The following is a 13,689-nucleotide window of genomic DNA, read 5'->3' as shown; positions in this document are numbered from 1 at the left end:
GAAGCAATCCATCTCTCCAAACGCTGAAGATGGATTGCTTCGTCGCTTCCACGCAAAATTGCCCTGCAATTTTGTCGCGAGCCCCTCGCAATGACGATCAGCTGTGACAGCAGGATGCCTGAACCGGCGCCGGTTGGTACTGGTCACGTAGCCGCACCCAATCCATCGGATAGGGCAATCCTTCCTCGTGGCGGCCGAGTGGCGTCAGGTCGAGATAGTGATAGGCGGCATTCATCATGTCGAGGCCGCGCGCGAAGGTCGAGTAAGTGTGGAACACGCTCCCTGTCTCATCGCGGAAGAACACGCTGATGCCGGGCAGTTCGGGACCATAGAGCGGCGTCGTTCCATAATTGTATTTCGCGTTCCCCGCATCGATCTGCGCTTGCGTGAACGACACGCCGTAATCGTAGTTGAAGTCGCTCTCTCCCGAGGAGACCCAGTCGAAGGTCCAGCCCATCCGCGCCTTGAATGCGTCGAGCTTGATGAGCGGCGCCCGCGAGATCGCGATCATCGTGGTGTCGCGCGCGGCGAGATGCGGAACCATGCGCTCGAAACCGTCGGCCCAGAACGAGCAGTTCTTGCACGCCGCGTCCCACTCCGGCGCGAACATCACATGCTGCACCACGAGTTGCGGCCTGCCCTTGAAGAGATCGCCGAGCGTCATTTTGCCGCCCGGCCCGTCGAACACATAGTCCTTGTCGACCTTGACCCAGGGCAGTTCGCGGCGCTGCCGGCTGAGCGCTTCGCGGGCCTGGGTCAGTTCCTTCTCACCGGCCATCAACGCCTTGCGGGCTGCGATCCATTCTTCGCGCGAGACGATCTTGTGCTGTTGCATGGGATGCTCCTTTGCAGGTCAGGCGTCGACGAAGCTTTCCAGATTGCCGAGGAATGCGGTCCAGCCGCGCTGGTGGTTGTCGCGCGCGGCCTCATCGACGAACTGCGCGTGATGGAAGGTGAGCAACGTACCGCCGGCATCGGGCTTGATCGATATCGTCACCTCGGATTCGCGCTCCGGCGTCGAATGCCAGGCCCAGCTGAACACCAGCTTCTCGTTCGGCACCACCTCACGATAGACGCCGCCGACCTCGTGATATTCGCCGTTGGTGCCGATGAATCCGATGCGATAGCGTCCGCCGACGCGGACATCGAGCTCCGCACGCGTCGTGGCCGGCTTGACCCCACCCGGTCCGAACCACTGCGCTAGATTTTCCGGCTCGGTCCACGCGGCGTAGACTTTTTCCGGCCGTGCGCGGAGGCGCCGCGTGAGGGTGAGGCTTGGACGCGCGGCGAGGCCGGCGTCGGCGGCGACTGCGGATTGGTTTGCCATGGTTCTTCCTCCACAAAGGCGGCAAGGCGGTCGAGGTTGTCGGACCAGAATTGCGCATAGCGATTGAGCCAGTTCATCGCCTGCTCCATCGGCTGTGCGGTGAGCCGGCACGCCACTGTGCGGCCGGTCTTTTCGCGCGCGACGAGACCCGCATCGGTGAGCACGTCGAGATGCTTCATGATCGCCGGCAGCGACATCGCGAATGGCTGCGCCAGCTCGCTCACCGACAGGCTTTCCTGGTCGCCGAGCCGCGCCAGCAGCGCGCGACGGGTGGGATCGGAAAGCGCCGCAAAGGTGCGGTCCAGCGTCTCGTCCTGATACTTAACCATGTGGTTTAGTATAGGCGCAAACGGCGTGACGTCAAGTGCGCGGCTTCACGATCACGTCAGCATGGACCCGACGCGAGGGACGAACGTCAGGAACAGTGGCGACAGACTGCCTTGCAGTGATGCCGCAACGCTAGTCGGGATATACGGTCCGGTGCCGACGCTGATAGCGGCCCGGTGGTGGCGGCGGCGGTTCGCTGAACAGGAAGCGCGGATTCTCGCCGCAATAGAGATAGCGGCCGGACACGCTCGCGAGGCATTGCTGGTAGGTCCGGTAAGCGCATTCGCCGGGATAACCCAGGCTCGGGCCCTGCGCGCACCATGGGTAGTCATAAGGATCGGCGGAAGCGGGCGTGATACCCGCCGCGCCTGCGAGCGTCATCGTTCCCAGAACAAGCATTGCCAATCCCGATGCGCGCATGATCCGGCTCCTCGGACGCCGCAGTTAGCCAGGTGCGGCATCTTTGATAAGGTTCCTGAAGGTCATTTTATTCCGCGTCAAGGCCGACGAATCCGGTTTCGGCCAGGGACCGGCTGTACCACGCGGGCCACGTTTGTCCCGCGCGATCCAGCATCGCGCCTCTTGCGGGGCCTACTCTACCTTGAGGCCGGCGAACTCGACCACCTTCTTCCACTTGTCGGTCTCGGCCTTGATGTCGTTGCCGAAGGCTTCCGGCGTCTGGATCAGCGGATCGCCGCCGAGCTCGACCAGGCGCTTCTTCATGTCGGGTTCAGCGAGCACGGCGTTGATCTCGGTGTTGAGCTTGGCGATAACTTCCTTCGGCATGTTCTTCGGCGCGCCCATGCCGAACAGCGCGCTCGCCTCGTAGCCCTTCACGGTTTCGGCGACCGACGGAACATCGGGCAGTTGCGAGGATCGCTCTGTTGACGTCACAGCCAGCGCGCGCAGCGCGCCGGAGCGGATGTGCTGGATGATCGAGGGCATGTTGTCGAAGATCACCTGCACCTGGCCGCCGAGCATGTCGGTGATCGCGGGCGCGGCGCCGCGATACGGCACGTGCTGCATCTTGCAGCCGGTCATCGCCATGAACATCTCGCCGGAGAGATGCACCGAGGTGCCGTTGCCGGAAGAGGCCATGTTCACCTTGCCAGGATTGGCCTTCACATATTCGATGAACTCGGCGACGGTCTTGGCCGGCACGTCCTTGTTGACGGTCATCACGTTCGGCACGCGATTGAAGGAAGCAACCGGCGCGACGTCGCGCACGAAGTTGAACTTCAGATTGGCGTAAAGGGAGGCGTTGATGTAATTGGCCGGATTGACCAGCAGCACGGTGTAGCCGTCCGGCTCGGCATTGATCGCCGCCTCGGTGCCGATATTGTTGCCGGCGCCCGGCTTGTTCTCGATCACGAATTGCTGCCCGAGCCTCTCCGACAGCCGCTGCCCGACCAGGCGCGCGATGATGTCGGTGGCGCCGCCCGGCGGATAACCCACGATCCAGCGCACCGGCCGCGCCGGATAGTCGGCAGCGGAAGCGCGGCCGATCGCGAATGTCGAAATCCCCGACCCGATCAGGCCCAGCGCGGTACGGCGTGAAATCATGAAGCTTCTCCCAATCCAGCAGGGTTTGGCGCCCTGCCCGTTTCTGTTGCGTTGCGTGCGGCGCGGTTTTAACAAACAATGCCTGAAGCGACCAGTGCGACACGTGCGCCGCCGACCGCGACGAAAGACTAAGCTTCGGCTCTGATCGCACCAGAACCGGCGACCACATCGCTCGAAAGTACTCTGGACCGAAGAGGATCGATCATGTCCGTCAAGGTAAATGGCCTCGACCATCTCGTGATCAACGTCACCGATGTCGTGCGCTCGGTTGCCTGGTACAGCAGGATCCTCGGCATGGAGGTGAAGGTGTTCGACCCCGGCAAGGGCAAGACACCGCGCACCTCGCTGGTGTTCGGCAACCAGAAGATCAATGTGCGGCCGCGCGATGCCGACAAGGTGGACTGGTTCACCGCCGATCACGAAGCGGCCGGCAGCGACGATCTCTGCTTCCTCACCTCGAGCACGCCCGAGGAAGTGGTCGCACATCTGAAGGCCAATGGCGTCAGGATCGAGGAAGGCCCGGTGGCGAAGCAGGGCGCGCGCGGCACGCTGCGCTCGGTCTATTGCCGCGACCCCGACGGCAGCCTGATCGAGATCTCGTCGTACGAGAAGAACGCGACCTAGCTCTCGTTCGTCCTTGCGAGCCGGCGCGGCGTGCGAATGCGCGCCCGATGACGGATGCCGCGAATAAGTCGAACTCTTCCGCGCGGCGGAACAGATTGCTTCAGCGCAAAACCGCTTTGCAAATCCCGATTTGCTCTCGGCGCACACCGATGGCAGAACTGCTCCCAACCAAGACCAATGGCGGCCGACAAGGCTGCGCGGGAGGACATATGGCCAACTCGAATCCAGCACCAGGCGTCGTGGGACCGTTTGCGGGGCTCGACGTGCCATGGCTGCTGCGGATGCGCGCCGAGGTGCGCCGCGACCATCCATTCCTGATCTGGGCGCCGTTCGACGCGCCGGCACGGCGCTGGAGTTACGGCGAATTCCATGAGCGGGTCGGCGCGCTGGCTGCGGGCCTTGCGAAGCGCGGCATCCGGCAAGGCGACTACGTCCTGATCCATCTCGACAATTGCGTCGAGGCGATCATGTCGTGGTTCGCCTGCGTCGAGCTCGGCGCCATCGCGGTCACCACCAACACCCGTTCCGCCGCCGCCGAGATCGAATATTTTGCCGGCCATTGCGGCGCGGTCGCCGCGATCACCCAGCCGGCCTATGCCGAGCTGATATCGGCCAACTGCAAGGGCCTGCGCTGGATCGCGGTGACCTCGCACGACGCCGGGCAAACGCCGGCACAACCGCCCGCGCGCGGCGACAGTTTTGACGCGCTGTTTGCCGACGGTGCCGACCGGCCACGTCGCCCAACCGATCCGCTCGCCCCCTGCAGTGTACAATACACCTCCGGCACCACGTCGCGGCCGAAGGCGGTGCTATGGACCCACGCCAACGCGCTGTGGGGCGCCAAGATCAACGCCGCGCATCAGGATCTGCACGCCTTTGACGTGCACCAGACCTATCTGCCGCTGTTCCACACCAACGCGCTGGCCTATTCGATGCTGGCGAGCCTGTGGGTCGGAGCGACCTGTGTGATCCAGCCGCGCTTCTCGGCGAGCCGCTTCTGGCCGGTGGCGCTGGAGCACGGCTCGACCTGGACCTCGACGATCCCGTTCTGCATGAAGGCGCTGCTCGAGCACGAGGTGCCGAAGAAGCACAAATTCCGGCTCTGGGGCACTGCCGTGAACGAGCCGCCGGCATTCGCGGTGTTCGGCATCAAGATCATCGGCTGGTGGGGCATGACCGAGACCATCACCCACGGCATCATCGGCGAGGTCGATCAGCCCAACACGCCGATGTCGATCGGCCGCGCCGCCCCCGAATACGAAATCCGCATCGTCAATGACGACGGCGCGCCGACCGGCGTCGGTGAGACCGGCAATCTCCTGATCAAGGGCATTCCCGGCCTGTCGCTGTTCGCCGAATATCTACACAACGAGACGGCCACGCGCGAGAGTTTTGACGAGCACGGCTACTTCATCACCGGCGACCGCGTCACGATGCTGGAGCGCGGCTACATCAAGTTCGGCGACCGCTCCAAGGACATGCTGAAGGTCGGCGGCGAGAATGTCGCGGCCTCCGAGATCGAACAGGTGATCGCGGTGGTGCCGGGCGTACGCGAAGCCGCCGTGGTGGCGAAGAAGCATCCGATGCTGGACGAGGTGCCCGTCGTCTTCATCATCCCGCAAGCCGGCGTCGCCGCGTTGCCCGTCGACCTCCACGACAACATCATGGCCGCTTGCCGTGCAGGCCTCGCCGACTTCAAGCTGCCGCGCGAAATCCGCTTCGTCGACGAGATGCCGCGCTCGACGCTGGAGAAGGTCGCGAAGGCGGAGCTCAGGAAGATGCTGGAGTGAGGCGGACTTGATCGCGTCATTCCGGGGCGATGCGTTAGCATCGAACCCGGAATCTCGAGATTCCGGGCCTGGTCCTTCGGACCATCCCGGAATGACAAGTACTCAATTCACCTCGAACCGGATCGGCAGCTTCTTTGGGCCGTTGACAAAATAGGCCTGCGTCATCTTCACCTCGCCGTCGAGCGACAGCGACTTCAGGTGCGGCAGCAGTTCCTCGAACAGGATGCGCATCTCGAGCTTGGCGAGGTACTGGCCGAGGCAGAGATGCGCGCCATAGCCGAACGCGACATGGCGATTGGGCTTGCGATCGCTGCGGAAGCGATCGGGGTCCTCGAACACCTCCTCGTCGCGATTGCCGGAGGCGTAGCACAGCATCAGCCAATCGCCCTTGGCGATCTTGCGGCCGCCGAGCTCGGTATCCGCGGTGGCCGAGCGCATGAAATGCTTGACCGGCGTCATCCAGCGGATCGACTCGTCGACCAGGCCCGGGATCAACTCCGGGTTGGCTTTCACCTTGGCGAATTCCGCGGGGTCCCTGGCCAGCGCCCAGATCGCGCCGGCGGTCGAGGATGAGGTGGTGTCGTGGCCCGCCGTCGCGACGATCATGTAATAGCTGGTCTGATCGTGCTCCGGCATGTACTCGCCGCCGATCTTCGCGTTGGCGATGACGGTGGCGAGATCGTCGCGCGGGTGCTGGCGGCGATCCTCGGTGATCTTGCGGAAGTAGGCGGAGAAGTCGGCGATGATCGCCTGCAGCATCGCCGAGACCTGCTCCGCGCTCAGCGCGTCGCGGACGCGCGCGGTGTCGGGATCCTGCGGGCCGAACAGCTCCTGGGTCAGCTTGAGCATGCGCGGCTCGTCCGCCTCGGGCACGCCGAGGATCTCCATGATGACGTGCAGCGGATAGCCGAGCGCGACATCCTCGACGAAGTCGCAGGCGCCGCCCCTCGCGAGCATGCGCTGCACCGTGGCGCGCGCGATCTCGCGGACGCGGGCCTCGAACTTGCCGAGATTGGCCGGCATGAACCAGCCTTGCGTCAGCGCGCGATATTTCGGGTGGTCTGGCGCGTCCATCTGCACCAGCGAGCGCACCAAATTGGGCCCGCCGGTGATCTTGCGAACGCGCTCCTCGAGCGCCTGCGTCGTCAGGGTGGTCGGCCGATCGGCGTTGTGGAACAGCTCGTTCTGCCGGCTGATCGCCTGGATATGCGCGTGCTTGGTCACCACCCAGAACGGATCGAACTTCTCGGGCCGCGCGATGCCGAGCGGGTTGTTGGCGCGCAGCCAGCGATAGCTGTCGTGGATGCGGTCGTCCGCATAGGCGACGGGATCGACGAGGGTTGCCGCGATGTCGGCGGGGATGTCGAAATCCCCGGTCGTTGCCGTATCCATGATCGTCCTCACCCGTCGGAGCATCGGTCCTGCCGATGATCACCGGAATCTAGGCGGAGGTAAGGAGGACGACTTGCGTTGATTGGCTAGGATCCCCGCCAAAGGCGTCATTGCGAGGAGCCAACGGGTCGCGCGAACGCGCGCCCGATGACAGGCTCCGCGACGAAGCAATCCATCGGCCCGCACACGCGGAGCGATGGATTGCTTCGCTTCGCTCGCAATGACGACAAAAACCGTTGGAGTTCAATAATGCCCGAACGCCACCGGGCGGAACGCCTGCAGCAATTGCTGGTCGAGCTTGCCGCCCATCTCCTCCATCATGGAGAACGCCTTGGCGTGGGTGAACTGCAGGCGGTAGGCGCGCTTCTCGACCAAAGCGGCATAGACGTCGACGATCGTGGTGACGCGGACGATGTCGCTGATCTGGTTGCCGCTGAGGCCGTTCGGATAGCCGGTGCCGTCGAGGAATTCGTGGTGATGCAGGATCACGTCGAGCATTTCCGGCGGGAAGCCGCCCTGCGCGGACAGCGCCTCGTAGCCGCGGCGCGGATGCTCGCGCATCTCGGCCATTTCCTCCACCGTCAGCGCGCCGGGCTTGTCGAGCAGCGCGACCGGCACGAAGGCCTTGCCGACGTCGTGCAGCAGCGCGGCGCGGGCGAGCCGGCGCTGATCGTCGTCGCGCATGCCGAGATGCTGCGCGAAGGCGACCGCAAAACCGGTCACGAACAGGCAGTGGCGATAGGTCTCCTGGTGATGGCAGCCGACCGTGGTCAGCCACTCGCGCAGCGAGTTGTGCTTGATCGCCTTGAGGATCTTGTTCTCGGCGGCGACGATGTCCTCGAACTTGAGCGGCTCGCCGGCGCGCATCCGCTCGAACATCTTGACCATCACGCCGTGCGCAGCTTCGACGCCGCGGTTGAGCGCCTTGCCGCGATCGGTCTCGTCATAACCGCTGTCGTCGGGGAAGGCGGCACGGATGCGCTGCAGGATGCCGCGCGCATCGAACGGCCGCGAGATCGTGTCGGTGGCGCCGAGCGCCCAGGCCTGCATCGAGGCGTGATGCAAGGCATCCGCCAGCACGAACAGCCGCGGCATCTCGCGATAGGCGTCGGCCTGCAGCTTGGCGCGGACGAGTTGCACGGCTTCGGGCGAGCGCAGGTTGATGTCGACGACGATGCCGGAGAGATCGCGGGCCGGCTGCTCGGGAATGTCAGAGGTCGGAACGGTATCGACCTCGCCCACCGAACGCAGGATGTTGGCGAGCTCGTTGCTCTGATCGCTTCGATCTGACGCCAGCAGGAGGCGGCGCTTCGAAGTCTGGTTGTTGGCTAAGGCTGTCATGAAATCCCCGTCGCGGTAACGACCGACGCCGGGACGCTACCTGACGATGCGTTCCCTCCGACTTAATGGGGATGCTGAACGGCGCTTAAGCGCAATGGATACAATTTGAGGGATCGCCGAATCCGCCAGCAAAATCAGGCCGGCCGGAAATCGATGCAGTTGCGCAGATCGGCAGCGAATCATGAATTTTTGCGGCGTCGAAGTTGATGCCGTCACTGCCCGGCCGACGCGCGAAGCAAAGAAAAACGCCGGAGAGCTCGTGCTCTCCGGCGTTCTTGTTCGTTCAGGCCGTTACGCCTTCATCGCAGCCTTGACGGCTTCCGCGGTGATCGGCAGGCCGCGAACGCGGGCACCGACCGCGTTGAAGACGGCGTTGCCGATCGCCGGCGCCACCACCGTCACCGCGGGCTCGCCGACGCCCGTCGCCTTCTCGCCATTGGCGATGACGTTGACCGCGACTTCCGGCAGCTGGCTCATCCGAAGCGGTGTGTAGCTGTCGAAGTTGGTCTGCTCGATGCCGCCGTCCTTCAACGTCGCCTTCTCGAACAGCGCCAGCGACATGCCCCACAGCGCCGCACCCTCGACCTGGGCCCGGATGCCGTCGGGATTCACCTGCGTACCAACGTCGGTCGCAACCGTCAGCTTCTTCACCGTCACCTCGCCCGACGGGGCGACCGCGACATGGGCAACGCAGGCGGTCCAGCTCGCCGTGGCGCGCTCCTGCGACGACACGCAGGCGACCCCCATGCCTTCGCCCTTGGGCAGCTGCTTGGTGCCGTAGCCGGCAAGACCCATCGCAGCGAGCAAGGTGTTGCGGAGACGCTGCGCGCCGCCGTCATTCTTGCCCTTGCCGTCGAGCAACGAGATGCGCAGCTGCGCCGGGTCCTTGCCGGTCGCATGCGCGATCTCGTCGATCATGCTTTCGACCGCCCAGAACGTCCAGCCCGGCGCCACCGAACGGAGCTGACCCGACGGGGTGGCGTTGTGCGCCATCTCGTTCTTGATCGCCCGCACATAGTGGTTGGGCACGGTATAGAAGAAGTCCGCTCCGTTCACGGTGAAGGAGTCGAGCGGACCCTTCTTGTCGACCGACGGTGTCAGGAAATCGGGGATTCCCCAACGCGCGGTCGGCCAGGCCGAGACCACGTCGTGGCTCATCGCGACGATCTTGCCGTCGCCATCCATGCCGGCTTTCACCTTCTGGTAGGTCAGCGGACGCGAGAAATCCATCGTCATGTCGTTTTCGCGCGTGTAGATGACCTTGACCGGCTTGCCGACGGCCTTCGCCGCCTGCACCGCGGGCACCATCATGTCGGCGTCGAGACGCCGGCCGAAGCCGCCACCCAGCCACATCTGGTGCATCACCACGAACTTCGGATCGATCCCGGCGGCGCCGGCCGCGATCGCGCCGGAGCGCGTCGCGAACTGGTTGCCGGAATAGATGTGCAGGATGTCGCCCTTGAACTCCGCGGTGGCGTTCATCGGCTCCATCGGCGCGTGGATGTTGATGTTGGTGGTGTATTCCGCCTCCAACAGCTTGGCCGCCGAGCCGAAGGCCGCGTTCGGATCGCCGTCCTTGACGAAGAACTCTCCGGAATCGCTGAGCCCCTGCAGCCGCTTGGCCTCGGCGAACAGCGATTCGCTCGACAGTTTTGCGTTCGGGCCGCCGTCATAGCTGATCTTCAGCGCCGCCGCGGCCTTCTTCGCCTGCGCATAGGTGTTGGCGACCGCGACGACCCAGCCGGTCGTGGTTGTGGTCTTGTCGTCGAGGGTGACGGCCTTGATGAAGCCGGGCAGCTTCTTGGCCGCGCTATCGTCGACCGACTTCACGGTGGCGCCGTAACGCACCGGCGGGGTGACCAGCGCGCCGTGGACCATGCCCGGCACCATCACGTCGATGCCGTACTTGGCCGTGCCGTTGGTCTTCGACGGGATGTCGAGCTGCGGCACCGAGACGCCGATCATGGTGTACTGGTCGGGCGTCTTCAGCTTGATCGCCTTCAGGTCATCCGCCGTGAAGGTCTTGGTCGCCTTGCCGCTCTTCACCACTTCGGCGAACGACATCGACTTCTTCGACTTCGCGTGGCTGATCTTGGAATCGCGCACCACCAGCTCGCCGGCCGGCACGCCCATGGAGGCCGCCGCCGCCTCGGTCAATGCGATGCGGCCAGCTGCGCCGGCGCGGCTCATCGCATCGAAGTTCATCATCGTCGACCAGCTGCCGCCGGTGATCTGCGCGCCCAGCACGGGATCGTTGAACTTCGGATCGTTGGAGGCGAGCTGAACCCGCATGTCCTTCCAGTTCGCGCCGAGCTCTTCGGCCACGATCTGCGCCATGGTCGAGGCGACGTGCTGGCCCATGTCGGCCTTGCCGCAGGTCACGGTGACGAGGCCGTCGGGCGCGATCGAATACCAGACGCTCGGCTCGAAGTTGGCGGGTGCGGGCGCCGCGAGCGCCTGGTCGATGCCGGACGCGGAGTAGCCGAGCACGAGGCCGGTTGCAGCGGTGCCGACCAGGAAGGAACGGCGGCTGAGATCGGTCGTCTCTGGCGCGAGGTTTTTCACGTGCTTGTTCATGTGGCCCTCCGCTCGGATCCGGTGGCCGATGCGGTGCGCATGTCGGACGCAGCGCGCATGATCGCCTTCTGGATTCGTGAATAGGTCATGCAACGGCAGAGATTGCCGTCCATATGCGCGACCACTTCTTCCTTGGTCGGGTTGGTGTTCTTCGACAGCAGCGCCGCCGCCTGCATGATCTGGCCGGACTGGCAGTAGCCGCATTGCGGCACCTGCTCGGCGACCCAGGCCTTCTGCAAGGGATGATCGCCCTTGGCGGAGAGGCCTTCGATGGTAGTGATCTTCTTGCCGACGGCGTCGGCGACCGAGGTCTGGCAGGACCGCACCGCTTCGCCGTTGACGTGAACCGTGCAGGCGCCGCACAGACCGGCGCCGCAACCGAATTTGGTGCCCGTCATCTGCAATTGCTCGCGGATGACCCAAAGCAGCGGCGTGTCATTGGCCGCCTCGACGGACATATTCCGTCCGTTGATATTGAGATTTGGCATCTCTCTCCCCTTCCGGTGTAGGAAGCCGCTTACGGCGGCAACTCACTGTTGGGTCTTGGCCGGCGCCCACCGGGTAAGCGACAGTTGCCGAAACAATGATCCGGTTCCCGGCTGGAGGCAATCCAATTTGGAATTGCTCGAAAAGAATAAATTTCCGAAGATGACTGTTGTGCGATGCGGCAACGGCATGACGCTTTTTGGAATGGCAGCGTTGGTGTCTAATCGCCAGGCGCTTGCTCAAAGCGTCGGCAGCAAGCGCCGGCAACGCCGTCCGACGACAGCGGCGAGAGAAACACAAGGAGCCCGTCAATGGCCAAGCTCAACCGCAACGGCGTCGAGATCTACTACGAGGTTCACGGCAGCGGCCCGCCGCTGATCCTGACCCACGGCTATTCCTCGACCTCGGCGATGTGGCAAGGCCAGATCGAGGCGCTGTCGCGGCGGCACAAGCTGATCCTGTGGGACATGCGCGGGCACGGCCAGTCCGACTATCCCGACGATCCCGATGCCTATAGCGAAGCGCTGACGATCGACGACATCGCCGCTCTGCTCGACGCCGCCGGCGCCGACAAGGCGATCGTCGGCGGGCTGTCGCTCGGCGGCTACATGTCGCTTGCCTTTCATCGCGCCCATCCGGAACGGGTGCGGGCGCTGCTGATCATCGACACCGGCCCGGGCTTCAAGAAGGACGACGCCCGTGAGGTCTGGAACAAGCGCGCCCGCGAGACCGGCGACCGCTTCGACCGCGAAGGGCTCGAGGTGCTTAGATCGTTGAGCGCCGAGCGCGCGTCGGTCACCCATCGCAACGCCAGGGGCCTCGCGCTCGCGGCGCGCGGCATGCTGGCCCAGCGTGATGCACGGGTGATCGAATCGCTGCCCGGGATCCAGGCGCCAGCGCTGGTTGTGGTCGGCGCCGACGACACGCCGTTCCTGGCGGCGTCCGATTACATGGCGGCGAAGATCCCCGGTGCACAGAAGGCGGTGATTCCGAACGCCGGCCATGCCGTCAACATCGACCAGCCGCAGGCCTTCATCACCGCGGTGCTGCCGTTCCTGGATGGCCTTGAGGCCGGCGCGCCGGGAAAGACCGCGCCATGAAGTCAGTCGCCGTTGCCTTGTTGCTGACTGCGGCCACGACAGGGGCGAACGCGCAGAAGCTGCCGTTCGTCACAGCCCCGTCCACTTTCACCGCGACGCTGTCCAACACCACGCCGCTGGCGTTCGGCATGGGCGTTGCGGACGCGCAGCGCGCGCTCGGCACGCCGCTCACCTATGTCAGCGGACGGCCCGGCAACGAGATATTCCTGACCTTCCGCGACCTCGGCGGCAGCGGGCTGTTTCCGCACCACGACCGTCTCTTCCTCCAATTCCGCAAACACCGGCTGACCGGCTGGAAGGCCGACTGGGGCGAGAACTGGATGTGGCGCTAGAGCATGGTCCGGAAAAGTGCGAAGCGGTTTTCCGAAAGGCCATGCTCAAACGAGAGCTAAAGCGCGATGACGATGTCATCGCGCTTTGGACCTCATCATCGAAAGCTTCATGCAACCCCCAAACTGACAAGGATGGACCATGGGACAAGACATCAAACTGAAAGCTTCCGACGGATTTGAACTCGGCGCCTACCGCGCCGATCCTGCCGGCGCGCCGAAGGGCGCGGTCGTCGTGATCCAGGAGATTTTTGGCGTCAATCACCACATCCGCTCGGTCTGCGACCGGCTGGCGAAGGAAGGCTATGCCGCGGTTGCACCTTCGATCTTCGACCGCATCACGCCGAACTTCCAGAGCGGCTATTCCCCCGACGAGATCGCCGAGGCGCGGAAGTTCGTCGCCAATCCGGACTGGGCCGCAATGCTGCGCGACACCCAGGCGGCGATCGACGCTGTGAAGTCGGTCGGTCCGGTCGGCATCATCGGCTTCTGCCTCGGCGGCAGCGTCGCCTATGCTGCCGCCACCAAGCTGGCCGGGCTGTCCGCCGCGGTCGGCTATTACGGCGGCGCCGTCGTGCGCTTCGCCGACGACAAGCCGGCGGTGCCGACGCAGCTACATTTCGGTGAGAAGGATGCCGGCATTCCCTTGAGCGATGTCGAGACCATCAAGTCGAAGCGGCCCGAGGTCGAGGTCTTCATCTATCCCGGCGCGCAGCACGGCTTCCATTGCGACGAGCGCGCCAGCTACGACAAGGCAAGCGCCGACATCGCCTGGCCGCGCAGCATGGAGTTTTTCGCAAAGCATCTGAAGAAGTGACGCTGCAAGCGTCATT

The 13,689-nt window shown here is 64.5% G+C and carries 13 protein-coding genes and 1 pseudogene; 5 read left to right on the top strand and 9 right to left on the bottom strand.

Annotation, left to right across the window (positions count from 1 at the left end; translation table 11 throughout):
* Positions 1 to 97: 97 nt before the first annotated feature.
* The 5 genes and pseudogenes from J2R78_RS17885 to J2R78_RS17865 form a co-directional block, all read right to left on the bottom strand.
* Positions 98 to 835, bottom strand: coding sequence for a thioredoxin family protein (locus J2R78_RS17885; RefSeq protein WP_253605909.1), 738 nt, complete (start codon positions 833 to 835; stop codon positions 98 to 100).
* Between the two features lie 18 nt (positions 836 to 853).
* Positions 854 to 1,216 (bottom strand): annotated as a pseudogene (locus tag J2R78_RS17880) (SRPBCC domain-containing protein); the annotation flags it as partial.
* Entirely contained in the window at positions 1,201 to 1,656 is a 456-nt protein-coding gene (locus J2R78_RS17875) for a helix-turn-helix transcriptional regulator (protein ID WP_253605907.1), read from the bottom strand. The pseudogene J2R78_RS17880 and the gene J2R78_RS17875, both read right to left, overlap by 16 nt.
* Positions 1,657 to 1,786: 130 nt before the next feature.
* Positions 1,787 to 2,074 carry a DUF3551 domain-containing protein gene (locus J2R78_RS17870; RefSeq protein ID WP_375166783.1) on the bottom strand — a complete coding sequence of 96 codons (288 nt, stop codon included), beginning with the start codon at positions 2,072 to 2,074 and terminating at the stop codon, positions 1,787 to 1,789.
* Positions 2,075 to 2,245: 171 nt separating this feature from the next.
* Positions 2,246 to 3,217: a tripartite tricarboxylate transporter substrate binding protein gene (locus J2R78_RS17865; protein ID WP_016843619.1), complete on the bottom strand. Its 972-nt coding sequence runs from the start codon at positions 3,215 to 3,217 to the stop codon at positions 2,246 to 2,248.
* Positions 3,218 to 3,421: 204 nt separating this feature from the next.
* On the opposite strand from J2R78_RS17865, the gene J2R78_RS17860 reads away from it, so the two are divergent.
* Positions 3,422 to 3,841, top strand: a complete 420-nt coding sequence (locus tag J2R78_RS17860) for a VOC family protein (protein ID WP_057015344.1) — start codon at positions 3,422 to 3,424, stop codon at positions 3,839 to 3,841.
* 209 nt (positions 3,842 to 4,050) lie between these two features.
* On the top strand, positions 4,051 to 5,631 hold the full coding sequence (locus J2R78_RS17855) for an AMP-binding protein (protein WP_253605905.1): 1,581 nt from the start codon (positions 4,051 to 4,053) through the stop codon (positions 5,629 to 5,631).
* A gap of 102 nt (positions 5,632 to 5,733) precedes the next feature.
* On the opposite strand, the gene J2R78_RS17850 is transcribed toward J2R78_RS17855, so the two are convergent.
* From J2R78_RS17850 to J2R78_RS17835, 4 genes are all read right to left on the bottom strand, one after another.
* Positions 5,734 to 7,023, bottom strand: a complete 1,290-nt coding sequence (locus J2R78_RS17850; RefSeq protein ID WP_253605903.1) for a cytochrome P450 — start codon at positions 7,021 to 7,023, stop codon at positions 5,734 to 5,736.
* Between the two features lie 243 nt (positions 7,024 to 7,266).
* Positions 7,267 to 8,364, bottom strand: coding sequence for an HD-GYP domain-containing protein (locus J2R78_RS17845; protein WP_092080939.1), 1,098 nt, complete (start codon positions 8,362 to 8,364; stop codon positions 7,267 to 7,269).
* Between the two features lie 291 nt (positions 8,365 to 8,655).
* Positions 8,656 to 10,941: a molybdopterin cofactor-binding domain-containing protein gene (locus J2R78_RS17840; RefSeq protein WP_253605901.1), complete on the bottom strand. Its 2,286-nt coding sequence runs from the start codon at positions 10,939 to 10,941 to the stop codon at positions 8,656 to 8,658.
* The gene (locus tag J2R78_RS17835; RefSeq protein ID WP_026192016.1) at positions 10,938 to 11,429 is read right to left on the bottom strand and encodes a (2Fe-2S)-binding protein; all 492 of its coding nucleotides are present in this window, start codon (positions 11,427 to 11,429) and stop codon (positions 10,938 to 10,940) included. The genes J2R78_RS17840 and J2R78_RS17835 overlap by 4 nt, the downstream gene beginning before the upstream one ends.
* Before the next feature lie 309 nt (positions 11,430 to 11,738).
* Here J2R78_RS17835 and J2R78_RS17830 point away from each other — a divergent pair, with 309 nt between their 5' ends.
* The 3 genes from J2R78_RS17830 to J2R78_RS17820 all read left to right on the top strand — a co-directional run bounded on the left by J2R78_RS17830 (position 11,739) and on the right by J2R78_RS17820 (position 13,673).
* Entirely contained in the window at positions 11,739 to 12,527 is a 789-nt protein-coding gene (locus tag J2R78_RS17830) for an alpha/beta fold hydrolase (protein WP_253605899.1), read from the top strand.
* Positions 12,524 to 12,859 (top strand): hypothetical protein, encoded by a 336-nt coding sequence (locus J2R78_RS17825; RefSeq protein WP_253605897.1) that lies wholly within the window; start codon positions 12,524 to 12,526, stop codon positions 12,857 to 12,859. Before J2R78_RS17830 ends, J2R78_RS17825 begins: the two co-directional genes overlap by 4 nt.
* 139 nt (positions 12,860 to 12,998) lie before the next feature.
* A complete protein-coding gene (locus J2R78_RS17820; protein ID WP_253605896.1) occupies positions 12,999 to 13,673 on the top strand; it encodes a dienelactone hydrolase family protein in 675 nt (224 codons plus the stop codon).
* Positions 13,674 to 13,689: the final 16 nt, after the last annotated feature.

The sequence above is a fragment of the Bradyrhizobium sp. USDA 4538 genome (genome assembly GCF_024171045.1).
Lineage (GTDB): Bacteria > Pseudomonadota > Alphaproteobacteria > Rhizobiales > Xanthobacteraceae > Bradyrhizobium > Bradyrhizobium australafricanum.
The sequence above is the reverse complement of the archived record's forward strand: the minus strand, read 5'-3'. Positions and strand labels throughout refer to the sequence as shown.

Coding starts and splice junctions, on each gene's coding strand:
- J2R78_RS17870 (WP_375166783.1), bottom strand. CDS start 2,074: ATGCGCGCATCGGGATTGGCAATGCTTGTTCTGGGAACGATGACGCTC.
- J2R78_RS17865 (WP_016843619.1), bottom strand. CDS start 3,217: ATGATTTCACGCCGTACCGCGCTGGGCCTGATCGGGTCGGGGATTTCG.
- J2R78_RS17855 (WP_253605905.1), top strand. CDS start 4,051: ATGGCCAACTCGAATCCAGCACCAGGCGTCGTGGGACCGTTTGCGGGG.
- J2R78_RS17820 (WP_253605896.1), top strand. CDS start 12,999: ATGGGACAAGACATCAAACTGAAAGCTTCCGACGGATTTGAACTCGGC.
- J2R78_RS17850 (WP_253605903.1), bottom strand. CDS start 7,023: ATGGATACGGCAACGACCGGGGATTTCGACATCCCCGCCGACATCGCG.
- J2R78_RS17835 (WP_026192016.1), bottom strand. CDS start 11,429: ATGCCAAATCTCAATATCAACGGACGGAATATGTCCGTCGAGGCGGCC.
- J2R78_RS17885 (WP_253605909.1), bottom strand. CDS start 835: ATGCAACAGCACAAGATCGTCTCGCGCGAAGAATGGATCGCAGCCCGC.
- J2R78_RS17830 (WP_253605899.1), top strand. CDS start 11,739: ATGGCCAAGCTCAACCGCAACGGCGTCGAGATCTACTACGAGGTTCAC.
- J2R78_RS17875 (WP_253605907.1), bottom strand. CDS start 1,656: ATGGTTAAGTATCAGGACGAGACGCTGGACCGCACCTTTGCGGCGCTT.
- J2R78_RS17825 (WP_253605897.1), top strand. CDS start 12,524: ATGAAGTCAGTCGCCGTTGCCTTGTTGCTGACTGCGGCCACGACAGGG.
- J2R78_RS17860 (WP_057015344.1), top strand. CDS start 3,422: ATGTCCGTCAAGGTAAATGGCCTCGACCATCTCGTGATCAACGTCACC.
- J2R78_RS17840 (WP_253605901.1), bottom strand. CDS start 10,941: ATGAACAAGCACGTGAAAAACCTCGCGCCAGAGACGACCGATCTCAGC.
- J2R78_RS17845 (WP_092080939.1), bottom strand. CDS start 8,364: ATGACAGCCTTAGCCAACAACCAGACTTCGAAGCGCCGCCTCCTGCTG.